The sequence below is a fragment of the Frateuria sp. GZRe12 genome, assembly GCF_051900535.1.
Classification (GTDB): Bacteria; Pseudomonadota; Gammaproteobacteria; order Xanthomonadales; family Rhodanobacteraceae; genus Frateuria_A.
Window position 1 is genome coordinate 882,778 of sequence record NZ_JBHZGI010000001.1, and the last position, 24,253, is coordinate 907,030.

General features: G+C 65.2%; 19 protein-coding genes and 2 pseudogenes. 8 read left to right on the plus strand and 13 right to left on the minus strand.

Going from position 1 to position 24,253, the window contains the following annotated elements:
- The first annotated feature begins 2 nt into the window (after positions 1-2).
- Both ygiD and ACFWZ4_RS03995 read left to right on the plus strand, forming a co-directional pair.
- Complete coding sequence (gene ygiD, locus ACFWZ4_RS03990) at positions 3-800, plus strand: 4,5-DOPA dioxygenase extradiol (RefSeq protein ID WP_439703423.1); 798 nt, start codon at positions 3-5, stop codon at positions 798-800.
- A gap of 569 nt (positions 801-1,369) precedes the next feature.
- Complete coding sequence (locus tag ACFWZ4_RS03995; RefSeq protein ID WP_439703424.1) at positions 1,370-5,002, plus strand: patatin-like phospholipase family protein; 3,633 nt, start codon at positions 1,370-1,372, stop codon at positions 5,000-5,002.
- A 21-nt stretch (positions 5,003-5,023) separates the two neighbouring features.
- Here ACFWZ4_RS03995 and ACFWZ4_RS04000 read toward each other — a convergent pair whose 3' ends face one another.
- The 4 genes and pseudogenes from ACFWZ4_RS04000 to ACFWZ4_RS04015 form a co-directional block, all read right to left on the minus strand.
- Entirely contained in the window at positions 5,024-7,105 is a 2,082-nt protein-coding gene (locus tag ACFWZ4_RS04000; RefSeq protein ID WP_439703425.1) for an alkaline phosphatase D family protein, read from the minus strand.
- 218 nt (positions 7,106-7,323) lie between these two features.
- Positions 7,324-8,823, minus strand: coding sequence for a catalase (locus tag ACFWZ4_RS04005; RefSeq protein ID WP_439703426.1), 1,500 nt, complete (start codon positions 8,821-8,823; stop codon positions 7,324-7,326).
- A 655-nt stretch (positions 8,824-9,478) separates the two neighbouring features.
- Positions 9,479-10,573: a diguanylate cyclase domain-containing protein gene (locus tag ACFWZ4_RS04010; protein ID WP_439703427.1), complete on the minus strand. Its 1,095-nt coding sequence runs from the start codon at positions 10,571-10,573 to the stop codon at positions 9,479-9,481.
- 251 nt (positions 10,574-10,824) lie between these two features.
- Positions 10,825-10,968: pseudogene (locus ACFWZ4_RS04015) on the minus strand (helix-turn-helix transcriptional regulator); the annotation flags it as partial.
- Between the two features lie 151 nt (positions 10,969-11,119).
- Here ACFWZ4_RS04015 and ACFWZ4_RS04020 point away from each other — a divergent pair.
- The 3 genes from ACFWZ4_RS04020 to ACFWZ4_RS04030 all read left to right on the plus strand — a co-directional run bounded on the left by ACFWZ4_RS04020 (position 11,120) and on the right by ACFWZ4_RS04030 (position 14,443).
- Positions 11,120-11,863 carry a lysostaphin resistance A-like protein gene (locus tag ACFWZ4_RS04020; RefSeq protein ID WP_439703428.1) on the plus strand — a complete coding sequence of 248 codons (744 nt, stop codon included), beginning with the start codon at positions 11,120-11,122 and terminating at the stop codon, positions 11,861-11,863.
- A gap of 261 nt (positions 11,864-12,124) precedes the next feature.
- The gene (locus ACFWZ4_RS04025; RefSeq protein ID WP_439703429.1) at positions 12,125-13,333 is read left to right on the plus strand and encodes an HD-GYP domain-containing protein; all 1,209 of its coding nucleotides are present in this window, start codon (positions 12,125-12,127) and stop codon (positions 13,331-13,333) included.
- Between the two features lie 297 nt (positions 13,334-13,630).
- Positions 13,631-14,443: a class I SAM-dependent methyltransferase gene (locus tag ACFWZ4_RS04030; protein ID WP_439703430.1), complete on the plus strand. Its 813-nt coding sequence runs from the start codon at positions 13,631-13,633 to the stop codon at positions 14,441-14,443.
- On the opposite strand, the gene ACFWZ4_RS04035 is transcribed toward ACFWZ4_RS04030, so the two are convergent.
- Positions 14,433-14,684 (minus strand): hypothetical protein, encoded by a 252-nt coding sequence (locus tag ACFWZ4_RS04035; RefSeq protein ID WP_439703431.1) that lies wholly within the window; start codon positions 14,682-14,684, stop codon positions 14,433-14,435. The genes ACFWZ4_RS04030 and ACFWZ4_RS04035 overlap by 11 nt on opposite strands.
- Before the next feature lie 304 nt (positions 14,685-14,988).
- Here ACFWZ4_RS04035 and ACFWZ4_RS04040 point away from each other — a divergent pair, with 304 nt between their 5' ends.
- From ACFWZ4_RS04040 to ACFWZ4_RS04050, 3 genes are all read left to right on the plus strand, one after another.
- Positions 14,989-15,438, plus strand: a complete 450-nt coding sequence (locus ACFWZ4_RS04040; RefSeq protein WP_439703432.1) for a fasciclin domain-containing protein — start codon at positions 14,989-14,991, stop codon at positions 15,436-15,438.
- 435 nt (positions 15,439-15,873) lie between these two features.
- Complete coding sequence (locus ACFWZ4_RS04045; protein WP_439703433.1) at positions 15,874-16,314, plus strand: DUF2231 domain-containing protein; 441 nt, start codon at positions 15,874-15,876, stop codon at positions 16,312-16,314.
- Positions 16,311-17,630 (plus strand): PQQ-dependent sugar dehydrogenase, encoded by a 1,320-nt coding sequence (locus ACFWZ4_RS04050; protein WP_439703434.1) that lies wholly within the window; start codon positions 16,311-16,313, stop codon positions 17,628-17,630. Before ACFWZ4_RS04045 ends, ACFWZ4_RS04050 begins: the two co-directional genes overlap by 4 nt.
- Positions 17,631-18,041: 411 nt before the next feature.
- Here the strand turns inward: ACFWZ4_RS04050 and ACFWZ4_RS04055 are convergent.
- The 8 genes and pseudogenes from ACFWZ4_RS04055 to ACFWZ4_RS04090 form a co-directional block, all read right to left on the minus strand.
- Positions 18,042-18,347 (minus strand): annotated as a pseudogene (locus ACFWZ4_RS04055) (transposase); the annotation flags it as partial.
- 184 nt (positions 18,348-18,531) lie between these two features.
- Positions 18,532-19,002 (minus strand): very short patch repair endonuclease, encoded by a 471-nt coding sequence (locus tag ACFWZ4_RS04060; RefSeq protein ID WP_439703435.1) that lies wholly within the window; start codon positions 19,000-19,002, stop codon positions 18,532-18,534.
- An 18-nt stretch (positions 19,003-19,020) separates the two neighbouring features.
- A complete protein-coding gene (locus tag ACFWZ4_RS04065) occupies positions 19,021-20,262 on the minus strand; it encodes a DNA cytosine methyltransferase (RefSeq protein ID WP_439703436.1) in 1,242 nt (413 codons plus the stop codon).
- Entirely contained in the window at positions 20,259-20,471 is a 213-nt protein-coding gene (locus ACFWZ4_RS04070) for a ribbon-helix-helix protein, CopG family (protein WP_439703437.1), read from the minus strand. Before ACFWZ4_RS04070 ends, ACFWZ4_RS04065 begins: the two co-directional genes overlap by 4 nt.
- 68 nt (positions 20,472-20,539) lie before the next feature.
- Entirely contained in the window at positions 20,540-21,367 is an 828-nt protein-coding gene (locus tag ACFWZ4_RS04075; RefSeq protein ID WP_439703438.1) for a hypothetical protein, read from the minus strand.
- A 122-nt stretch (positions 21,368-21,489) separates the two neighbouring features.
- The gene (locus tag ACFWZ4_RS04080; protein WP_439703439.1) at positions 21,490-22,350 is read right to left on the minus strand and encodes a TIGR02391 family protein; all 861 of its coding nucleotides are present in this window, start codon (positions 22,348-22,350) and stop codon (positions 21,490-21,492) included.
- Between the two features lie 125 nt (positions 22,351-22,475).
- The gene (locus ACFWZ4_RS04085; RefSeq protein ID WP_439703441.1) at positions 22,476-23,156 is read right to left on the minus strand and encodes an MAE_28990/MAE_18760 family HEPN-like nuclease; all 681 of its coding nucleotides are present in this window, start codon (positions 23,154-23,156) and stop codon (positions 22,476-22,478) included.
- A complete protein-coding gene (locus ACFWZ4_RS04090) occupies positions 23,153-24,241 on the minus strand; it encodes a DUF262 domain-containing protein (RefSeq protein WP_439703442.1) in 1,089 nt (362 codons plus the stop codon). Before ACFWZ4_RS04090 ends, ACFWZ4_RS04085 begins: the two co-directional genes overlap by 4 nt.
- Positions 24,242-24,253: the final 12 nt, after the last annotated feature.

Genomic DNA, 24,253 nt, shown 5'->3' on the forward strand with positions numbered 1-24,253 from the left:
CGATGAACGCGCAGCCCGCCTCGACCGCACGCATGCCCGCAGTCTTCTTCGGACACGGCAATCCGATGAACGCCCTGCTCGACAATGCCTGGTCGCGGGGCTGGGCTTCGCTCGGGCGACGGCTACCTCGTCCGCGCGCCGTGTTGTCGGTGTCGGCCCACTGGTACCTGCCCGGCACGGCGGTGACCGCAATGCCCGCGCCGCGCACCATCCACGATTTCGGCGGCTTCCCGCGCGAGCTGTTCGCTGTGCAGTACCCGGCCCCAGGGGATCCGCAACTGGCGCACCGGGTGCGGGAGCTGCTCGATCCGCTCGATGTGCGCGCCGACCTCGAATGGGGCCTGGACCACGGCACCTGGTCGGTCCTGCACCATGTATTTCCCGAGGCAGACGTACCGGTCGTGCAACTCTCGATCGACGAAGCGCAGCCGCCGGCGTACCACTACGAACTGGGACGCCGGCTGAGACCGTTGCGCGACGAGGGCGTCCTGCTGATCGGCAGCGGCGACGTGGTGCACAACCTGCACGCCTACGCCTGGGGTCGACACCCCGCCGAACCGTTCGACTGGGCGCTTCGCTTCGAGGCCCAGGCCCGCGAGCTCATGCTCAAGGGCGACCACCGGCCACTACTGGACTACGAGTCGCTCGGCCGCGACGCCCAACTGTCGGTGCCCACGCCGGACCACTTCCTGCCGCTGCTGTACGTGTTGGGCGCGAGCGAGCCGGGCGAAGCGGTGAGCTTCCCGGTCGAGGGCATGGACGGCGGCTCGATCTCGATGCTCAGCGTGCAGTTCGGTTGACTGCCTGGCCAGCACCAGCCTGTCGCGAAAGTGCTCTCTGACCCGGGTTTTACCCACCCGGGTTTTACCCGGCTTTCGGTTGTTCAACGGGGTGATGCGTTCGTGAGTTTTCTGCCGCCGTTGCCTTGAGATGCCGATGTATTGCGCATTGGCACAAGTCGACGAGCGCATGCTGCAAGAAGATCACCGGCCGCTACTGGAATCGCATGGCCCCGACGCCGAATGGTCGGTCCCCACGGGCACTCCCTGCCCTGCCCCGAGGGCGGCAAGGACATGCAGCAACGCGCAAACAGGCGCACGAAGGAACGCTTCTGGCCAGCCCGGCCTGTCCGGGCTGGCGGGAAATACGTCGGCTACGGACAGCGAACTGCGGCCCGGGGGCGCTTTTCTTTTGGACGGCCAGACGCGGGCGGTCCCAACAGCTCGCCGCCAGTCGCCGTTCGGGATCGTTCCATTCGGCCCGCGCGGCCGGGGCGACGGCGCGGCACTTGCCGGCCAGACGGAACTGGCCCATAAGAAGCCCGCTTCATACCTGCGGTTTCGATGCATGCGCGCCGGGGAGGCCGATCATGGATCAGACGACGCAAGCGCACGTGCAGCGTGACGGCATTCCCGCACACGAAAGCGAGGCATTGAACCGGCGGCGCGCCATCGGCGGAATCGATGCCGCGGCGCCGACGATCGGGTTGGCGCTGTCCGGCGGCGGAGTGCGCAGCGCGACGTTCTGCCTGGGCGTGCTGCGGGCACTGGCGAAGAACGGCGTGCTGCATCGCTTCGACTATCTCTCGACCGTGTCGGGCGGCGGCTATGCGGGGTCTGCGTTTGGACGTCTGTTCGGCACCAAGGCCGGGGCCAGCGAGGTCGAGCGGGGCCTGGCCGACGACCGTTCGCTTTGGCTGTGGTGGCTGCGCAGCAACGGCCGCTACCTGATTCCTTCAGGTCCGCGCGACCTGCTGCAGACCTGGGCAGGCCAACTGCGCGGCTTCGTCGCCACCCAGTTCGAGATCACCGCGCTGATCCTGCTGCTGTCCTGCTTGATCGTCCTGCCGCATCTGCTGGGATTCCATTGGCAGGCCGCGTCCGCACCGCTGCCGACCGGCACGCTGTGGTGGGCGGCGACACCGCTGGCCGGGTGGGTCGTCATCTTCATGGCATTCGCCTACTGGTGGTCGCGCGACGCGGACGACTGGTCGGTGTGGAGCGACCTCACGATCTGCGTATCGACCTCGTTGATGGCCGTCTATCTGCTGAGTCCGCTATGGCACGTCACGTTGGCCGGCCATGGCCAGGTCGCCATGGCGGTGGTCGGCGGCATCTTGCTGGCGGTGCCGCTGTCGCGGCTGTGGCTGTTGCTGCGACCGTCGCGTCCGGCCGAGGATCGCGTGCGTTACACGATCGCGCTCAGCACAGCGCTGAAATACCTGACCCTGCTGTTCCTGCTGGGCGCGGCGGACCTGCTCAGCTGGTTCCTCGCCGACCAGGTGGGCGTTACCTTCCAGCACGGCTCGGTGCTGACCAGTGCCGGCCTTGCGGCGATGCTGGTCGCGGTGGCGCGATTCGCGTTGCCGCTGCTGCAGCCGCACGACCACAAGAACGGCCTCTCCCAGCTGCCACTCGCGCTGCTGGCGAATCTGTGCGGACTGCTGCTGCTCGTGCTGCTCTCGCTGTTCTGGCTCAGCGCGCTGCAGTATTTCGTGTTCGTCGCGCGGGTATCGGCACTGGATACATGGATGCACTGGCTGGCCGTGCTGGTGCCTGGCATTGGCCAACCGCCTGCCGCCGACAACTGGCTGCGCTGGCTGACCGTGGCCATCCCCAGCCTGGCCTACGTGATGCTGACCGGCAACAACCTGCAGATGATCAACCGCTCGTCGCTGCATGCGTTCTACCGCTCGCGCATCGCGCGCACCTACGTGTCGGTGGGCAATTACGAAGGCGCGCAACGGGCGGCCGGACGTACGCGCTTTCCGATGTCCCCCTTGAGTCCGAAGACCCGCGACAACGCCGATGCGGTGATCAAGCTCACCGAGCTTCTGCAAAGCGACGACATCGCGCTGCCCGACTACGCGCCGCACGCCTATGGCGGGCCGATCCATCTGATCAACTGCTGCATCAACCAGACCATCGACGACCGCACCGACAGCTACAACGCCGACCGCAAGGGCGTGTGCCTGACGGTGAGTTCGCTTGGATTGGAGAACGGCGCCCAGCTGCCGCTGTTGCGCACCGGCGCCGACGATCCGCTGGCGCGCAGCACCCTGTCCCAATGGATCGCGATCTCGGGCGCGGCCGCCGGCTCGGGCATGGGTTCGATGACGCGCGCCGGCATTTCGGCGCTGTTTTTCCTGAGCGGCTTCCGGCTTGGTTACTGGTGGCGCAACACACTCAATCCGTCGCGGTTCTGGTGGTCGCGCCTGGGCAAGTCGCGAGCGGCATTGCAGGAAATGCTGGCGCGCTTTCCGGGCCTGCGCAGCCCTGTCTGGTATCTGTCCGATGGCGGCCATTTCGACAACACCGGCGTCTACAGCCTGCTCAAGCGCGAACTGAAGCTGATCGTGCTGGCCGACTGCGGCGCGGACCCGAACTACGTTTTCGGCGACGTGGAGAATCTAACCCGCAAGGCACGCATCGACTTCGATACCGACATCGAGTTCATCGATCCGGACAGCCTGCCCACCGATTTGCCGGCCGCACTGCGTGCGCGTTTCGGCACGCCCGACAGCATCATGCCCAGCCCCGGCAACCAGCATCTGCTGCTTGCACGCATCCGCTATCCCAGTGGTGTCAGCGGCTGTCTGCTGGTGGTCAAGCCGCGGCTGTATTGCGAGCTGCCGCTGGACGTCGCCGGCTACGCCGATCGCAACCGGGACTTTCCGCAGCAAAGCACCGCGCAGCAGTTCTTCGACGAGTCGCAGTGGGAGAGTTATTGCCAACTGGGCGAAGTGCTCGGCCTGCCGATCGACGCGCACCTGCTGGATATGCTGCCCAGGCTTGCGGAGAGCGGCGCGGCGGTCAGTGCCAATGCCGTCTCCGCTGCCGATCAGCCCAACGTGATGACGCGGCGCCAACGCATGGGCGCCACCATCGGCGCATCGCTGAGCCTGGGCGCACTGGCCACCGTGGCGCTGACTAGCTGGCAGGCGTGGGATTCGCACCAGGCCCAACGTGCCAGCAGCGGGCGCGACGTGGAGGTACAACAGGGTGCCGCCGACGCGGTACAGACCGATCTCGATGCCGGCCTCGCTTACGACCCGGGCATGCACGGCAAGCTCTACGCGTTGATGCGCGGCTACGACAAGGTGCGCGATTCCGAAGGCATGACCCGCACGATGAACCAGTTGGCCGACACGCTGAACCGCGCCTGCGGGCGGCTGCCTCCCGAGAGCGCGCTGATCGATCGCTGCCTGGCCGACTACGCTGCGCTGCGTAGCGCGGTGACGGAGCCCACGGCCTGGCAGAAGGCGATGCAGGATTACCGCAACGCGGTTCCCTCGGCACTGCCGGACGTGCTCGGTCCGCCGTCCGGCGAGTACGGCGCAGTGACGACGGACACGAGCGAACCGTTACCCGTCGACGCACCGATGACCAGCGCACCGGCACCCGCAGCAGCGACGACGGCGGCGCCAGCCGCGGAAGACTATGCAGCCGCCGCGCCACCGGCCGAGGAGCCCTCGGCCGCGGCCGAACCGCCACCGCCGCCACCGCCACCGCCACCGGAACCGTCGCCGATGCCGATAACCACAGTGCCGGCTGCAACGGCCTCGCCGTCGGCCGACATATCGGCGCTGAGCGACGCCGCCACGCAGGCGTGCAGTGGTGCGGGCACCGACCAGCCACAACACCTGGTGCTCTACGCGCAGATCTACAGCGAAGAACAGCGCGCGCCGGCTGCCGCGCTGCTGCGCCAGTTCGCCGGCTTCGGGCTGGCCACGCCCGGCATCGAGAATGTGGTCAGCAGTGCCAGCCGTTCGGAACGCAGCCGGCCAGCCGCGTGGGACAAGCCGGTATTCCTCTACAGCAGCTACAGCGAACAGGCGGCCACCTGCGCGCGTGCGCTGGCACACTGGCTGGCCGCGCAACCGGCATTCCAGGACTCCGCACCCCGTGCGCTGGCGTTGCCGATACGCCTGCATGGCGGGCCGGACGTCATCGAATTCTGGCTGCCTGCCGCTCGCGCGGGGCGAACGGACCCACGGCAATGACTCCGCGCGATCGACCCGGTTTCACAGCGCCAGTCCCGCATCGCCTTCCACCACCGTCTGCCGCATCCGCGGCCGCTCGCCGGCTTGCCACAGCGGTACTTCGTGGCGGACGCGGTAGCGCAACGGTCCGCCGTCCGGGCTCGTGCTGCGCTCGATCGGGCGCGGGATGCATACGAAATCGGTCGTCATCGTGCCGGCGTCGACGCGTACGGTCGCGTAGCCGTGGCCGCCCATGTCGACGAAGGTCAGGTGCGGTGCCAGGTCGGGGTTGCTGACGGCGTGCGCCTTCTTCAGATCGCCGCTCTTGGCGAACTCCAGCGCCGAGCGCACGCCATGGTGCATCAGCAGGTTGACGGTGGGCTGCGTGGGTCCGTCGCCCGGATTGGCGACGTACAACGGGCGCAGCGGGTCGTCCTTTTTCAGGTTGTGCTCGGAAGCTTCGAGCATGCCCGGGGAAATGAGCGATCCGCCCACGAAGGTGACGCCCACGGGCTCGAACGCAGCGGGTGGCAAGGCCTTGGCCGCGTAGCCGGCCCAGAAGCTGTGGCGGTCGCCGGAGACGATCGCGAAACCGGTGATGCCGGCATCGCGCACGGTGTCGAAGATTTCGGCGCGTTCGTGGTACGTGCCACCCCAGTCGCTGGTGCCCAGGACGGCATAGCCCGCCCCCGACCATGGACCCAGCGCGGGCGGAAGGTGCTGCGGATCCACGCGCCAGTCGGGCGTGCCCAGCGAATTGCCCCAGATCTTCCAGGTGGCTTGCGCGCCGCGCAGGCGTTCGAGGAACCAGGCCTTCTGCTTCGCGCCCAGCAGCGTCTGCGCGGCTTCGCCGGCGCGGTAGTTGGCCACGCGCTTGCCGCGAAAGGAGAGCGTCGCCGGCGGATGGCCGTTGGCGTAGTCGCGACCCGCGTCGAGCTGCATCGCCAGCTCCTCCGGCACCCAACCCAGGGCGTCGCCGTCGAACAGCGGGCCGAGCTCGTCGTGCGAACCGGGGTCGCGCGAGCGGAAGCTGTGCTGGTCGGTGAGGATCAGGTCGATGTGCCGGCCCCAGCGCAAGGCGCGATACACGATCAGGCTGTCGATGGCGGCGAGGTTGTTGGGTTCGCGCCCTAGCCCATCGTCATCGAACGCGGTGACCGGGGTATCGACGACGTGCGGCGCGGCGAAGGTGTCCAGTCGGGCGCCCGGCGCCGCGACCCGCGCCGGCTGGAATTCGAACCAGGCCTGGTTGGCCGCGACCTTGAGCGTCTGCGCGGGAATCAAACCTGCTGTGCCGGGAAATTCCTGGATCGACTGCCAGCCCAGCCAGGAGAATTCGTGGTTGTCCCAGACCGCCACGAACGGCCAACGCGCACGCGCATCCTGCAGGTCCGGGTCCTGCAGGTAGCCGTGGTAGAGGGCGCGGTAATCCTCCAGCGAGGCCGGCACCCAGTAACGATTGTCGGCCACCGTCTTGCCGGTCGGGTAGTGGACCGGGAACGTGATGCGGCGGTCGTAGCGATGGCCGTCCTTGACCTGGTCGGGGTATTGCACGACCTCGTAGACGAAATCGCCCAGGTGCAGCACGAAGCCGATGCGGTCCTCGGGCGCGGCACGCTCGTCTTCGAAGATCATGCGCCGGTAGGCGTTCAGCGCGCCCTCGCAGACGTCCTGGCAACTGACGAAGGCGAAGCGCGCCGGTCGCGGATCGTCGGGGCCTGGGGCGGTCATCGTGCGGCCGATGCGACTGCCGTTGCCCTCCTCGTCCACGAAGCGGTACCAGTATTCGCGGGCCGATGGCAGATGGCCGACCAGCACCCGGCAGGTCCAGTCCGACGCGGCCGACACCCGCGCCGCCGTCGTCGCGATCACCTTCGTGAAGTCCGGATCCTCGGCCACTTCAACCCGCAGCGTGGCGCTCTTGCGCGCGTCCGCATACGGGCGACGCGTCCAAAGCAGGACGCTGTTGTCGTCCGGATCGCCCGAGGCGACGCCCTGCGGGTACAGCTCCCGCCGCTCGCGCCAGCCGCTCGATGACGGGCGCACGGGCGTACAACCCAAAGCCAGCGCCGCGCCGAGCGTGGCGGAGAGCTTCAGGAATTGGCGGCGGTCCATGGTTGGCATGAGGTCCCCTCGCCTTCGGCAGATCGCGATGATCGATGCGGGGGAAAGCTAGACCCGATGGCGGGCCGGGGAGTGTGCCGGAAGTACCGAGGAAGGGGCTTTGACCGGTCAGGTCCTCGGCCACGGCTGACCCCGCTGGCGGCCCAGGAGCATCAGGCATCAGCCGGGTCGGCCGTGCGCCCTCGCTCGACGGCGAAGGGCTTTCGCAGTTCGCGAGGTCAACCCTCGCCCATGCCCTCGGCCGGCTCCGGCGCGCCGCCGGCGCGGACCTTGTCTTCGATGCGCTGGCCGATCGCCGGGTCGACGCTCTTCCAGTAGGCGAAGGCACGCTCCAGCACGGGACTGCGCACGCCGCCGAGCAGGCTGCCGGCGACCTGCTCCACGAACTGCGTGCGCTGGGCGTCGTTCCACACCCTGCGGACCATCGTGCCGGCCTGGCCGAAGTCGTCGTCGGCGGCGTGCAGCGTGTAGGCGCTACGCACCATGTCGCCGTCGGACTCCCAGCCGTTTTCCATCGGGCCGCTCTCGTCCGACCAGCTGCGTCCTCCGCTGTTGGGTGCGTACACCGGCGCCGCGCCGCTGTGCTGGTAAGCCATCTGCCCGTCGAACATGTAACTGTTCACCGGAACCTTGGGCTGGTTGACCGGCAACTGGTGGAAATTCGTGCCGATGCGGTTGCGCTGGGCGTCGGCATAGGCGAAGGCGCGGCCCAGCAGCATCTTGTCCGGGGACAGCCCGATGCCCGGCACGGTGTTGCCCGGCGAGAACGCGGCCTGCTCGATCTGCGCGAAGAAGTTCTCCGGATTGCGGTTGAGCGTCAACGTGCCGACCTTGATCAGCGGGTAATCGCCATGCGGCCAGACCTTGGTCAGGTCGAACGGGTTGAAGCGGTAGTCCTTTGCCTCGGCGTACGGCATCACCTGCACCGACAGTTCCCACGAGGGGAACTCGCCGCGCTTGATGGCCTCGAACAGGTCGCGCCGGTGGTAGTCGGCATCCTGCCCGGACATCGCGGCAGCCTCGGCATTGTCGAAGAACGCCATGCCCTGGCGGGTGTGGAAGTGGTACTTCACCCAGAACTTCTCGCCGGCGGCGTTGATCCACATGTAGGTGTGCGAGCCGTAGCCGTTCATGTGGCGCCAGGTACGCGGCAGGCCACGCTCGCCCATCACGTAGGTGACCTGGTGGGCCGATTCCGGGTTGGACGTCCAGAAGTCCCATTGCATGTGGTTGTCGCGCAGGCCGGAGTCGGGCAGGCGCTTCTGGCTGCGGATGAAGTGCGGGAACTTCATCGGATCGCGCAGGAAGAAGATTGGCGTGTTGTTGCCGACCAGGTCGTAGTTGCCCTCGTCGCTGTAGAACTTCAGCGCGAAACCGCGAACGTCGCGCCAGGTATCCGGGCTTCCCATCTCACCGGCGACGGTGGAGAAGCGCGCCAGCACCTCGGTGGATGCGCCTTTCTGGAACAGCGCCGCCTTCGTGTACGCCGACACGTCCTCGCTGACTTCCAGCACCCCGAACGCGCCGCCACCCTTGGCGTGCGGTTGCCGCTCGGGCACCTTCTCGCGGTTGAAGTGCGCCATCTGCTCCAGGAAATGCACGTCGTGCAGGACGATCGGGCCGTCGGGGCCGATGGTCAGCGCATTGCGGTCGCTGACGGCAGGGGCGCCGGCACCCGTGGTCGAACCGGCGTTTGGCTTTTTTCCAGACGCGGACATGGTCGTTCCTCCAGTGGCAGGTCGTATTGCGGGTTGGGCAAGTGTGTGGTCGCGGCCGGCTGCAGCCCATTCGCTTTTTTCGATTGCGGCGATAGGCGGCGCCTTCAGCGAGGCCTGCCTTCACTCAGGCCGCTGCGGCACGGCCGCCACGCGCAGCATTCTGGGGTTCGCTACGTGCGGCGAGCGTGCAAGGAGGAAACCACCCGCAAGACGGGGGGCGGAGCAAGACCAGGATCGGAGCGCACTCTTCCGTCGCCGGTCTGGACGCAGCGAGGGGGCGTCAAGGGCGCCCGGGAAACGTTCGGGCTGCTCGCAGACGCAAGCCTCAGCCATGACGCGGCCGCACGAAGGAACGCCTCTCCGGAGCTTTACGGAGGCTTGGCCGGACGGGGCAGGTTCGCGCATGCTGCCAAGACCAGCAGGGGACGGGGAAGGAGCAAATTACGTACGCAGGCGGAAGCCGACCGCGATAGCGCACTTCCCCGACTGCGTAACTAATCGCCCGGCCAACTTCCTGCACGCCCCGCGGTTTGAAGCCGGGTCCGGTTTGAAGCCGGGTCAGAGTGCGCTTTTCGCATCATTCCACGGGCGACCTGTCTTCGCCGGGCCGGCCCGCACTCCGTCCCCGGTTTTGGAAGGCGGCTACAGCAGCCGATCAGAGTGCCCCTTCCGCTTCCTGCTGATCGCCGGAGCAGACGCGGTTGCCGCGCAGTTCCTTGGCACGATAAAGCGCCAGGTCGGCGCGTTGCAGCACCGTATCCAGGGTATCGCCGGCTTGCAGCATGGTGGTGCCGAGCGAGGCGGTCACCTGCGGCACCGGGTCCACCGGCACGGCGGCGATCGCGGCGCGCAGCCGCTCAGCTACGCGCTGCAGGCCCGCCGCATCGACATTGGGCACGATCACCAGAAACTCCTCCCCACCCCAGCGCGCGATACATTCGTTCGCGCGCAGGCGTCGCTTGCAGCCATCCGCCACCTTTCGCAGGACGCTGTCGCCGACCGGATGGCCGTAGGTATCGTTGATCCCCTTGAAGCGGTCGAGGTCGAGCATGATCACCCCGCCCGTAGCGTGACTGGCTAGGGCTTCGTGCAGGACCCGCTCGCCGAGCAGGCGGCTATGCACGCCCGTCAACGGGTCCCGGTGCAGCATGACTTCCATGACATCGCGCTCGGAGGCAAGCCGCCGGATCTTGCCCACCAGCCCGCGTTGCACCGGCAGCAGGACGACCACCATGATGCTGACCGGCCCAAACGCCATGACGAGGTCCTGGCCCCGTGGCGTCCACAGCTCCTGGCGATGACCCAACAGGTAGAGCAGCACAGGCATCGCAATCAGCATCCAGCCCAGCGCGGCGGCGAGGAACGCGCGCCGCCCGGGAACAAAGATCATCAGCATCGCCAGGTACACCACGAACAGCGACGAGATCGGTGGCAGGTTGTCAATCAACCGCACGTCCGGCGACAAGCTTGCTTGCGCGGTGTAGAGCCACGCAGGCGCGATCAGTGCCAGGGCCGAGGCGCCCAGTGCGATCCGCGTGATGCCGAGCACCCATGTCGGTCGCCGCAACAGCGCCACGATCAGTCCGCCGAACAGCAAGCTCGCCAGCGGTGGAACGATCATGTCCATGGGGTGATGGACCCGGCCCAGCCAATGGATGGCCGTCGCACAGACGCCCGCGAGCAGCGCCAGCGAAAGCATGACCAGCATCGCGACGCGGACGTAGTGATCGTTTGGATCTTGCGCGGGCATCCGGGAGACCAGGGGATCGCTTCCGAGTCTAGTCGAGATTGCGTTTCCCCCATTTCTGGAGGCAGGCGCGAACGAGGGCCCAGTGTTATCGGCCCGGGCGCCGTTAAATGAAGTCCGTAAAGCGGGTCCGCGGCCAAGCGGCCGCGCCTACCGCCCGCGCGGCCATGGGCCACCCAGTCCATGTACGGGACCGCGGTCGGCCACGGCGCTCAGACCGCTCGCTGGATGAGGCGTAATTTTGTCGTACCTGCTCAAGCGGTGATGCGCGTGATCCGTTCGACGGCCTTGCCGAGCGCGCGATGGGCTTCCTCGAGGTCGTAGTCCGCCTGCAGCCCCAGCCAGAAGCGCTCGCTGGCGCCCAGTGCCGTCGCCAGGCGCACGGCGGTGTCCGCGCTTGCTGTTGCGACCAGTACCGGCGCCATGGGCATCTGAGGTGCTTGATCGACGGCGGGGCAGCAGGTCAAGTGCCCAAGGGGGCGCTGGTCCCCCTTCTTGCGCGTCGCTACAGTGCCGACATCCGGGCAGCGCCGCCTGAGAGAGAACGCCATGACGCTTCGCCCGTACGCCGACCGGCATCCGATTCCCGCCGCCCTCCTGTGCGCGGGCCTGCAAGTCGGCCTGACCTTGCTCATCCTGGCGCTCGGCAAGCAGTACGCGCCGCCCGAGGCCTACGGCAAGGTCAAGCTGCTCGCCTTTGCCTCCACGGTGATCCTGCCGCTGCTGCTCACCCACGCGCTGGGGTTGTGGCGGGAGGTCGGCTTCAATCGCATCAGGCCGACCGGGTTCTTCGCCGCCTGCCTGCTGCCGGTGCTCCTGTTCGCATCCATGGGCGTGCGCCTGCCCGCGGGAGGACTGGGCGGCGACCTGCTGATCCAGTTCTTCAACGCGTTCGGCGAGGAACTGCTGTTCCGCGGTGTCATTTTCCTGATCCTGCTTCGCCTTCCGCTGTGGCAGGCCATCACCCTCAACGGCCTGCTGTTCGGCTCGATGCACCTCATCCACGGCTACATGGACGGCAACTGGGGCCATGCGCTGGTGTGGGCCCTGATGAGCTCGTGCGCCGGCATGATGTTCGCCGCGGCGCGCGCCAGCACCGGCAGCCTGTGGCTGCTCATCGGGCTGCACATGATCCTCAACCTGGCCAGCATGTACTCCAACATCGAGGCAGCGGCGGGTGCGCTGGTGCTGCAGCGCGCGGAGTGGGCGATCAAGGCGGTGGAGCTGGGGCTGGCGCTCTATCTCGTGGCGGCGGCTTCCCGCCGCGGCGCGCTGGCGCAGGGCACGGCCTAGCCTTTTCCAGGCGCGGTCAACCATGGGCGGGGTCACCGAACCGCGGGCCATCCGCTCGTGCAGTGCGCAGGAACCGAGGGCCACGCATCAACCGACGACCCGCGACAGGCGCCCGCCCTTCCCGCCGCGCTCAAGCTAGCCGGCGTCCGGCCGATATCCGCCTTTGGCGTTCCGTACCGAAGGCCTGCCTCCCGCAAAGGGCAGCCCCTGCTCCCCAGAATGCCGACACTCGTCCGACCAGCGCAGAAAGCACCCAGAGACATGAAGTCGCCGCTGACAAAGATTCCCGCCACCCAGGCCACGCTGGGCATGTACGTACGGCGGATCGATGGACGCTGGCGGGACCATCCGTTCTGGCTCGGCGCCTTCCGCGTGGCCGATGCGCCGACGCTGGAACGGCTGCACGCGATGGGCCCGATAGGCATCTGGATCGATACCAGCAAGGGAGCGGACGAACCGGCGCCGGCATCGTCGGTATCCCGACCCGAGGATGAGCCGCCGCCTTGGTCGCCCGAGCCGCCCCGACCGGACGCGCCGCGCACGGCTTTCGGCGACGATGTCGTCCGCGCCGAAGCCCTCCGCGACCGCGCCAAGGCCGCCGCGCGGGCGCTCTTCGACGACGCGCGGATGGGCCGGGCGCTGCCCGTCGAAAACCTGGCCAGCGTGATCGATGAGATGGACCGCGCGATCGCGCACAACCCGGCCGCCCTGCTCAGCGTGCTTCGCCTGAAGAACAAGGACGACTACACCTACCTGCACTCGGTCGCCGTCGCCGCGCTGATGATGGCACTGGGCCGGCGCCTCGGCTTCGAGGGCGCGGCGCTGGCGGAGCTCGGGCTCGCCGGGCTGCTGCACGACATCGGCAAGGTCGGCGTCCCCGATGCGACGCTGAACAAGCCCGGCCGGCTGGGGCCGCTGGAGTGGGCCTCGGTACGCCAGCACCCGGAGATCGGCTGGGACATCCTGCGGCGCGAGTCGGCGGCGGGCCCGGTGGCGCTGGATGTGTGCCTGCACCACCACGAGAAGACCGACGGCAGCGGCTACCCGCACAGGCTGGGCGGCGACGCGATCAGCCAGGTCGCCCGCATGGGCGCGATCTGCGACGTGTACGACGCGATCACCTCCGACCGCCCGTACAAGCGCGGCTGGGAACCGGCCGACGCGATCCGCCGGATGGCCGAGTGGCAGGAAGGCCACTTCGACCGCGACATCTTCCACGCCTTCGTAAAGCTCGTCGGCATCTATCCCGCCGGCACCGTGGTGCGGCTGGCCTCCGACCGGCTCGCCGTGGTGCTTGGCCAGAGCGCGGGCAGCTCGCTCACCCCGACCGTGCGGCTGATCTGCACCGTGCCGGAGGGCGAGCCGCTCGAGCCCGAAGTGCTGACGCTGGAAGACGGCGGGGACCGGATCGTCGGTATCGAGGATGCGGCGCAGTGGGGCGTGCAGGCGGCGCAGTTGTTGCGCGAATAGTTTGCCTTGGGGGTGAAGGGCCCTCACTCCATCTGACCCGGGGTCGCCCCGACCCGGCTGGTGCATGGCACGCCAATGGGGTCCGGTTTACCCACGGCAAGCCAGCACGACCGACGTCCATGGCTGGCCGGGCCGGCTCCAAGCAGCGTGAACGACGTGACCCCTGGCGGCTTCCCTTGAGCGGAGATCGCCTCCATGCGTGGCGCTCGCGTCCGACCCGCGCGGCGGCCGGACACTTCGTACGCACGCGCCAGGGAGTAGGCTCCGGCCCCGATGCCAACAAGGGAGGCCCGAGCCATGGTGCTGCACAACCGCCGATCGATCCCCTGGCTGGCCAGCGTGGTGCTGGCCGCCGTGGCCACCACCGCCGTGGCTGCGGCACCCGCCACGCCCGCCGCAGCCTCGCTGCAGCAGGCAGCCGCCGGCAGCTGGCGCTCCGACGCCAACAAGGCACGGGACGTCTACCGGCATCCGGTGCAGACCCTGCAGTTCTTCGGTCTGAAGCCCGACATGACCGTGGTCGAACTGGCACCGGGCAGCGGCTGGTACACCGAGATTCTCGCGCCTTACCTGGCTGCGCACGGGCATCTCATCGAGGCCACCTCGCCGGGCGCCAGCGCGTTCACCGCCAAGCTCAAGGCCATGCCGACCGTGTACGGCAAGGTCGGCCCCATGGTGGACTTCGCGCCGCCCGGGCAAGTCCGGCTTGGCCCGGACGGCTCGGCCGACATGGTCCTGACCTTCCGCAACACCCATGACTGGCTCAACCAGGGACCGGACACGCTCGCCGCGGCCTTCAAGGCCGCGTTCGCCGTACTCAAGCCCGGAGGCGTGTTCGGCATCGTCGAGCACCGCGCCAGGCCCTTCGCCGATGCACGGCAAAGCGCCCGCGAGCTGCACCGGATCCCCGAGGACTACCTCATCGCGCTGGCCCTGAAGACCGGCTTCCGCCTGGACGGCGTCTCCGAGATCAACGCCAACCCCAAGGACCCGGAGGACATCAACGTCCACCGCCTGCTGCCCGACCTCGCCGGGGATGACAGCGAACACGCGAAGATGCGGGCGATCGGCGAATCGGACCGGATGACACTGCGGCTGGTCAAACCTTAAAGCGGGCGGCGGCGCTGCCGTCCTTCTGCTCGAGCCGCGCCCACGACGAAGGCTTTAGGCCACCCCGCGCATGCCACCCCAGGGCGCGCTGCTGCAGGTAGGGGCGGACCTCCTCGTCCCGCCCGGGCGTCAGGGCTTCATCGAACAACGCCGATACGCCGGCAGCCTTGAGGCCGGGCAGGCCCAAGGCGCGGATACTGCTTGCGCGGACTGCCAACGTGATCGGGATCGGCTCAGCCATCGGGGTACTCGCCAGGTATCGTCCCCACCGCGCGAACCAGATCCCGAGTTCTGGTTTGGCACCCCAGATGAACAGGACCCTCGTCCCGTTCATGCTCCGCGGTCCCGGATAACACCCGCCTCACGCCCCGGCGCGCATCCTGCACTGGCACTACGACGCAAGGTCGTAACGGCCACTCAGCCGCGCAGCACGTCCCATTCCCCACCCGCACTGAGCCTATCGCCCCCTGCCCCAGGCAGGAGTCCGGCTTCGGCCGCCCGCGATTCCGTGTCTCTGCGGATCGTTCCTCAAAGGTATGAACCTGATGACCACCATGACCAAAACCCACAGCAACCAGAACATCGTCGACGCCGCCGCCGCCAACGGCTCGTTCAAGACCTTCGGCAAGGCCCTCGAACGCGCCGGCATGATCGACACCCTGCGCGGCACCGGCCCCTTCACCGTCTTCGCGCCGACCGACGCCGCGTTCGACAAGATGCCGGCCGGCCGCCTGGAAACGCTCTTCCAGCCCGGGAACAAGGAAGAACTCGTTTCGCTGCTCAACTACCACGTCCTGAAGGGCAGCAAGCTCCTCGCCGACATCGGCAAGTGGACGTCCGCCAGGACGATCGCCGGCAAGGAAGCTCCGATCAAGATGACCGGCGACAAGGTCAGCGTGGACGGCGCCCAGATCACCTCGCCGGACATCGCCACGAGCAACGGTGTGATCCACGGCATCGACAAGGTCAATGTTCCGGAAGCCCTCGCGGCGTAACCGCGGCCTGATGGGAAACGGCGAGGCGCAAGCCTCGCCGTTTTCGTGTGCTCGATCCCGGTTGGGCGGCTCGCCCGGAAAAAGTCCAGCTTGAGCCGGCCTCTTTCTTACGCACTGATGTGCTGCTTAAGCGGCGATGCGCGTGATCCTCTCAATGGCCTTGCCGAGTGCGCGATGGGAGCCACTGGCGTTGTTGACCCGTACGTCGATGCCGCCGCGGGCCAGCCCAACCTGCCCCCTTTTTTGGTATCGACGTCTGGTCGAGAAGCCCGCTCCCGGGAAAGGAGCCCTGGGCCAAGGCGTATATCGCTGCCAGCTCACGTCGGCTTCCCATGCACTCGACGTCGTGGCGTCTACGCTCGCACGACTGTCCATGCCCGCGGCCCGTCGCCCGTACGCAAGGATGGATCGCGCCACCCGAGGAGATCCCAGCCGATGAGCTACCGTGCCCCACCCCAGCGCTCCTTCGTGGCCAATGCCGTCTACGACGTACTCAACCCGATCCCCTACGGCTGCTTCGTCGCCACGCTCATCTTCGACATCCTTTACGCGAAGACCGCCACCATCCTGTGGGTCCACGCAGCCGCCTGGCTGGTGACCATCGGGCTTCTGTTCGCGATCATTCCGCGGCTGGTGAACCTCGTGCAGGTCTGGATCACCGGTCGCCGGTTCGCTCTGCCAGCCGACAAGCTGGACTTCTGGCTCAACCTGGTGGCGGTCGTGCTCGCCATCTTGAACGCCTTCGTCCACTCGCGGGACGCCTACGGCGTGGTTCCCGCGAACGTATGGCTGTCCGCATGCACCGTCCTGCTGCTGGTGATCGCCCAGGTGGTCACGGCGCTCGCCCCCTATCGCACCGGGGAGGTCCGGGCATGAACAAGCTTCTGGGTCCAGGCCTTCTCGCGCTCGCCTGCGTGGGGCTGCTGGGCGGGTGCGGCGACAAGGCGTCCTATTCCATGGCCGAGCAATCGGGCAACGGCAAACCCCCCTTGCCCGAGCCACGCAACTTCCTGCTGCCTCCGATGAAGGTGCCCAACGGCGTGGGCTGGAAGGAAGGCCAGACGCCCAAGGTTGCGCAGGGCCTGGCGATCGCCAAGATCGCCAGCGGCCTGATGCACCCGCGCCAGCTCTATACCCTCCCCAATGGCGACGTGCTGGTGGTGGAGTCCAACAGCCCGGGAACCGAGGAGTTGACCACGCCCAAGCAACTGATTGCCGGCAAGATCAAGAACGGCTCGGGCAAGGGGGCCAAGGGCGGCAACCGGATCACGCTGCTGCGGCCCGCCGGTGGCAATGGAGCGTGGGAGAAGCACGTCTTCATCGAACACCTGAACTCGCCTTTCGGCGTGCAGCTGATCGGCAACACCCTCTACGTGGCCAATACCGATGGCATCGTGACCTTCCCCTACACCACGGGCGAAACGCACATCGCCGCGCCGGCCCAGCCCTTCACCGACCTGCCCGACACCGTCAACCACCACTGGACCAAGGCGCTGCTCGCCAGCCCGGACGGTCGCAAGCTCTACGTCGGCGTGGGCTCCAACAGCAACATCACCGAGAACGGCCTGGAGGTGGAATACCGTCGCGCGGACATCCTCGAGGTCGACGCGACGACCGGCGCCAGCCGCATCTATGCCTCGGGCCTGCGCAACCCGACCGGTCTGCAGTGGGAACCGCAGACCGGCAAGCTGTGGACGATCGTCAACGAGCGCGACGAGATCGGCGCCGACCTCGTGCCCGACTACCTCACCTCCGTGCAGGACCACGGCTTCTACGGCTGGCCCTACAGCTACTGGGGCCAGCACGTCGACCGGCGGGTGCAGCCGCCACGGCCGGACCTGGTCGCAAAGGCGATCGTGCCCGACTACGCGATCGGCTCGCACGTCGCGCCCCTCGGGCTGCTGATGACGCAGGCCAACGCCCTGCCCGCGCAGTACCACGACGGTGCTTTCATCAGCGAACACGGGAGCTGGGACCGCCGGCCATTGAGCGGCTATCGCGTGACCTTCGTCGCCTTCCCGCAGGGCCGCCCGGTCGGCAAGCCCCAGCCGGTCGTCACCGGCTTCTACTCGCCGGACGAGTCGGAGCTGTACGGCGCTCCGGTGGGGCTGGCGCAGGACCGGGACGGGGCCCTGCTGATCGCCGACGACGTGGGCAACGTGGTGTGGCGGGTGACGCAGGCCGCGCGTTGACGCCAAAAGCCGGGTCAGAGTGCACTTTCCGAGCCTTTTCCTGGACGACCGACTCTTCGCTGGGCCGGCACGCCGCCCCAGTTGCGCTTCGATGGCTGCGCGGAAGCGGTCCGTACCTAACGCATGCTGGCGCTGCAGGTGCAGACGTATGGCCGTCAGTTCGTCATCCGAGATGGCTTGCCTCACCAGTTCGCGATAAGCACTCTGCCGGGACTCCGCATCACGGCCCAGGGAGAAAAAGTTCGCGTGCGGCGTGACCAGCGGGTCAGGTCTACCGTGCGCATTGGCGCCGTAGCTCGACCAGCGATAGCCATCGGGACCCTCGACCATGCGGGCGCGCACCGGGTTGAGTTCGATGTAGCGGTAGCAGTGCAGCAGATAGCTCTCGCGGTCCACGGGACACGCCTTGTAGCGCCCCTCCCACAGCGTTCCAGTGCGATGGTGGCGATCGTTGATATAGCGCACGTACCTTCGCCCGAGCGCCTGCATCAGCGCCGCTACCTGCCCGGACCCGGTGGGCGTCAGCAGCAGATGCACGTGGTTGGTCATCAACACATAGGCATGCACCGCGCAATGCCTGCGCAGGGCGAGTTCCTTCAGCTCCTGCAGGTAACGCAGGTAGTCGGTCTCCTCAAAGAAACAGGGTTGCCGATCGTTGCCTCGCTGCACGACGTGCTGAGGGATCCCCGGCAGATCGAGCCTTGGCTGGCGTGGCATGGGCACTCCCCAAACGCGAAAGCCTTAAGACTGCGGCATCCTCTTCGCGCCTCGCTATCAGCGAGGACAGCCGTACGATGTCAGGAAAGTGCACTCTGGCTCGGGTTTTTGCGATGTCAGGAAAGTGCACTCTGGCTCGGGTTTTTGCAGTGTACGCACGTGTTGTTAGCGCGTGCCGGCTGATCTATAGCTCGCTCTCTGCGTCGAAAAACCTGGACAAAATCTCAAGAAGCCTAGATGCGTCCAGCGCTTCACACTCCCAGATGGTCAGAACCCGAAAGCCCGCGTGTGCTAAAGCTTCGGTCGCTCGTACGTCGCGATCAACATTCGCCTCAAACTTTTGTAGCCAGAACTCCCTGTTACGCGTTGGAGTTGTGGTACGGGAACATCCAATGTGGCGATGCCAAAAGCATCCGTGTACGAAGATTACAAACCGTTTTCTACGGTTGGCCAAGTCTGGCGACCCGGGGAGGTCACGGTTATCGATGGTGTAGCGAACCCTCAGCGATTTCAGGGCTGCCCGAACAGCGAGCTCCGGCTTTGTCCCAGCTTGGCGGACTTTCGACATTACCTCCGAACGATCCAAAGTCGTCCGTAGGCCCCGGACACGAAGACCGGCATTTTTGAACGGACTGTCTTGTCTTTTCTGGGACACGAGGGGGAACCTTCGAGCTCACCCGGAGACAGTAGCCAAATGGCGCTCCACCGCATGGATGAAACCATGGGGGAACCGCAACTTGGCTCGGCGTGTCCTCTCAAGAAATCCCCCGGTCGCCTTCGCCGAAAGCGGTACTACAGCGTATTTCAGGAACTCGTTGAGTGGCGGCGTGGCTCTCCGCATCGGCCATTCCGAAATCGAAACGACGTGCCTACCTTGCCCGACGTTCCAGGCGGCGGTTGGCCACTTTCGATGCCCTTGCATTGGCATCACAGGGAGATCGAGCAGTCGGCCGGGTTTCCGCATTCGACGACCGATCCAGACAGCTGCCGGCACGCTCACGGCGTTACCGACCAGCTTCCAACGCGCTCCCTTCTTGACGACTGTTTCAGCTGTGCGCGTCCAGTTCGCCGGAAACCCCTGGAGCCGCTCGGCATCACGGATGTCTGGAGTCACCAAACTTCCGTCGGGCATCCAGATAGCCGGTGGCGACGGAATGCCTATCCCCGACCCGCCCTTCAGTGTCGGCACCGCGTCTACGGCCCACCCAAGGCCTCGAAGCCCTTCCGTCCAATAAAAGCCACAGGCAACAGGGTGCCCGTTGAGCAGCGGCTCAGGTTGCGCTCCCGCTTCGTCAGCGAAAAGTACGTTGCGCGGATCCCCCTCTAAGCTTGCGAGGAGATAGACACGCCGGCGCCTTTGCGGGAGACCGAACGCACGCGAGTCCACCACCCGATAGGCCCATCGGTACCCCAGCGCCTCCAAGCGGCTAGTAATTACGTGCATGGCCTCGCCCTGCCCGAGCTGAAGCATGAACGGCACATTCTCGAGGAGCACCCAGGACGTACGGTGCTTCTCGATTAGACGAAACACCTCACCGACAAGACCGGACCGTGCACCCGCCAAACCTTTCGTAGTGCCAGCCTGCGAGAGATCCTGACAAGGGAAGCCCGCAACCACGAGCGAGGTGCCATCGGGGACTCGCTTCAGTGTGCGTATGTCGTCATGCAGCGAAACATGCGAAAAGCGATCCTCCAGGACCGCCATGGCGCCCGGGTCGTTTTCGCAAAAAAACAAAGCCTCGTGCCCGGCTCGAGCTAAACCACGTTCCACCCCGCCGATTCCGGCAAAGAGGCCGGCTACGCGGTGTACGACCCCATCCGGTACCTCATCAGAGGCGCCACTTTTCTTCTGTTCAAGCCGAAGCGGCAACTCGACCTGGCTTACGGAAGAACGAGAGGCGGACTGCCGGCTCACTTGCGACCTCGGGAGCTGGCCGTCGATAGGTCGGCCTCCCCGACCACGTAACGCTCGGCCGCCTCTCTGACCACCCAAGCGACCGATACCTTCTTAGCGGCTGCAATACGCTCCAGCTCGGCGTAGATGCCAGAAGGAAAGCTCACGGACGCTCGAGTAATGTCGTCCGTGCCGATTCGGGGCTTCGCTGCAATTCGAGTTTTTTGCACGTCATCGCTCCAGCACTCTTTGCACCAATTTACATCACAAAGGTGCAAAAGAGAATCCTGGGCTGGGGCTACCGCCTTGCGCCTCTGCGATAAGCAGCACAAATCTGACGGACCATTCGTTCGTAGTGAATCGAGCTATCTGTGGCAGGGGAGCACTCGCCGGTAGATACAGTCACCGGCGTACCGTCGTTGCGGCACGCAATCGATAAGGCTCCAACCGCGTCGTAACCAAGAAGACCGTGATGATCCCTGCAGAGCGGCACCGCGGCGGCAAGCATGTTCAGTACGGCCTTCGCGCTTTCGGGCTGACGCATCTTCTTGGGACTGTCGGCACCAGACCTGAAGGTTTCCGCAGTGTTGACCAGCGTATACGAGACAACCGTACATTCCGGCGCCGCGCGCTTGGCCAGATACCCCGTCGCCAAGATCTCCGCATGCAGCCTCGGCAACGCTCCGATGTGATCGGTCATGCAGGCCTTTGCTTCGACCGCCACCGCGACCTCTGAAACGTCACTCCTGGTTTCTTCGTGGACGCTGACTACCTCGGCGAGCAGCCCTTCCTCTTCGGCTGTCAGAGCGATGCCATAACTCTTTCCTACGTCAAGGAAAGTTCGTCGACCTCCTAGGCTTCCACGGCTTCTCGGGACCCGAGTCAGCACGAGATCGAGTGTCTTGTTGATGGGCCCCACCATCAGGTGGTTGATGGCAAAGCCGATCTTGCCAGCGCGCGCATCTTCGTAAAGGGCATCACACTCGAGCAGGCAATCGAGAAGCAACGTCCAGCACGCAATCTTCGAGTGGACGTCACTACGTGGGTGATACTGCCACGCGCCCTGAGCTTTCCCTCGCCGCGTTGGGATACTGAGCGTCCTGACGAGAATTTGCGGGCCGAGCATGCCGCCTCCTGAGAGGAAAAGTGATAACTACCAAGGTAACAGACCCCGGAATGGAGACCGCCCCTTCCCGAGCGTTGTCGTGCCAGTTCGGCCCACCGGGTCCGCGGCGTACTTGACCCAGGTTAATCGCCGCCAACGACAGCGCTCGCGGGAACGGCTTCCCCTTCCAGTAAGAAGAGTTCGTTGACCAGATAGAACTCTCGATAGGCTTGATAGACGTTGCGCTGCTCTTCACGATGAGCAAGCGGATTGCGAAAAGCCAGAAATGAAGCTTCAAACAGCTGAGCGCGCCCCTCGACCTCACCGGCAGGCAATCCGTTCCATATAAGACAAGCGCCGGAGCCCCGGAAAGCCTTACGAAACACTTCTTTGCCAGAGGTACCGATAGGTAGCCCGGCACGCCTCGCGACAATTGACTCAAGCCTGCGGAACGCTTCAAAAACGGCCTTGTCGGGGTCTCGCTCCAACGCCAGCGCCAAGTCGACAATGCGCTCGTCGACCACTGACCATGGGACGCACGGTGTGAACTGCTCTCGCATCGCTGCCTCAGCAGGCCCTCGCCCCTGCAACCCCTCGTATCGATAGTCCCAAATCCGAGTCGGCCTGACGATTGGCGCTTGCAAGATGGACCTCACGTCCGCATTCGTGAGGCGATTCTCGTCCAGCCGATGCAAGAGGTACGACGACACCACAACCTCTTCGACATCGACTCCGAAGCGTTCGAGAAGATGCAGTGCTATGGAAAGACCGGCAGTTCCTTCGCCGGAGTAGCCAGAGGCGAAGCCGCAGCGCACAAATATCGGCTCCGGATCGTTGCCCGCAATATAGAAGCCGTGGCGTCCCTCGGCAGACAGCAGAAGAGCACGTTCGATCGCAGCCGACGAAGCCAAGAGACGCGACAGAGCATCCAGACAGGACCGGGTCGTTTGATGAGAACCCACGTACTGCGCCACGGCAAGCTGTGCGGACCTGAAAAGCTTCATACACGCCTTCGCTTGGGCAACCCTCTAGGAATCCACCAACCCGGTTTCATCGATTTCCGGCACCGATGCCCCAGGGTCCCCCGCAGGCAGCTCGCTGGCTGGGAAGGAACAGGCAAGTTCGGCATCTAGAGCTTGAACCCCTCTCGGGAAACATGCCTCTCAAACTGCCTGACGAACGACTCTAGATAGGCCACCGTGCGCGACTTCAATTGTTCCAACTCGCTGGTCGTGTAGCCTGCGCCTACCTCGTCAAATGTCATTAAGCCGTGCGCCAATTGAACGCGCCTGTCTCTGATGGTGGCTAAATCTGCCCCAGCACGTGATCGAAGAGGTGGACGAAAGCGAAGGCAATGCGACCTGCAAATTTCGAGCACTGCAAATTGATCCAAGTTTCCGCCGCCACTTAGCGTGCGAAACCGCGCCTCAGCCGGCTTACTACCGATAACATCCCGCAGAATCGCTATCGCCTCATCGCGATACTTTTTTCCAGACGCGGAAAACGCGTCCCCTGCCTGCCGAAACCTGGATCCAACCCACAACTCTCTGACCTCGGGTTTGAGATCAACCACGGGGATCCCTTGTTCCTTTATTCGATCCCATAAAGCGTCTACGCAGATGCGGACAGTCGCCTCGGTCAAGTTGTACAAAACCAAGAACGTACCCGCCTTTAAGAGTTTAAACTTCGCTTCCGCGGCATTGCTTTTACGCCGCCCGGTGGCACGAGCCTCTTGAGACCGAAGTACGCCGAACCACAGGTCAACCTCGACCTTGCGAAGCTTAAACTCATCTAGCAACGGGCCACTCATGCCGCAGCGGCAAGCAAGCTATCTCGTACAAACTCGATGCGACCGCGCATGCGTGGCCCTGAATTACTGGCGTGCGTAGTTGTCTTTTCCTTAAACTCGTCTGATTCCAGCCAATCCATGGAAGTTGGTATCAGCTCGGGCCGTGCCCGTAATGCGAGGTTAACGCCGACCGCAATGGCCTCAAATCTTACCCTTGGGGTAGTCTTTGCTATTGCGGATTTTGCAAATCCGTAAGGAAAGAATTTTTGTACAAAGTCAAGCATCCGGTCGAACTCAGAGCGAAACCTTTGCTCTTCAAATTCCTCTCGATGGTCCTTTAGAAACTCATCAAGGAAACCGGCAACATCGTGCCGGAAGGCTTTGTAACGTTCAGACAGCGCAAAAAACCTCAGTACAAGCTCTAGCGGCTCACGCCTCGACACCAGAGACGGCGTAATGGGACAAAGTCGCCGGAATCTTGGATCTTCGGCGCAGCCCTCAAGAAAGGTCATGAACGCGCCCTGGTACGCCCCCCTCCTTACCTCGCTGGGCCTTGCGGATTCCCCCCCTGTGTTTACGCGATTGAAGATGTCCTGGCGAGTTTCGAAAGTCGTAGATTCTTCCAGAACGACCAAACGAAGCGCGCGAGCCAAAAACTTGCGTCGTTGAGCCAAGGGAACATCTGCAAAGCGGAAGCCATTCAAGGCTTGAAGACGCTCCAGTTTTGAAAGCTCAAGGTCTCCGCTGGTGAAAGCTTCAAGTGCGCCCATGCGCTGAACACCATCAACAACTTCGAACCTCCCATCTTCCATGTCCGCCAGGAACATCATGGGAATGGGAAGCCCTAGAAAGATCGACTCAACAAAGCGGCTACGCTTGTCGTTTGTCCAAACCTGTGCGCGTTGATATTCGGGAACGTAGAACTCATCAGCCACGAACTTTGTGACAATGTGCTCAACGGTGAAGTCGCGCAGATCGTATTTAACTTCGCTCTGTTTCTCACGAATTTGCGCGTCCGCAAGATCCTTCTGGATCGGCGAAATTTCGATTTTTGCGTTAGTTGCCTTCACCGCAGCTCCATTATTCGGATTTAATTCAGAAGACATCCTGATCAACCG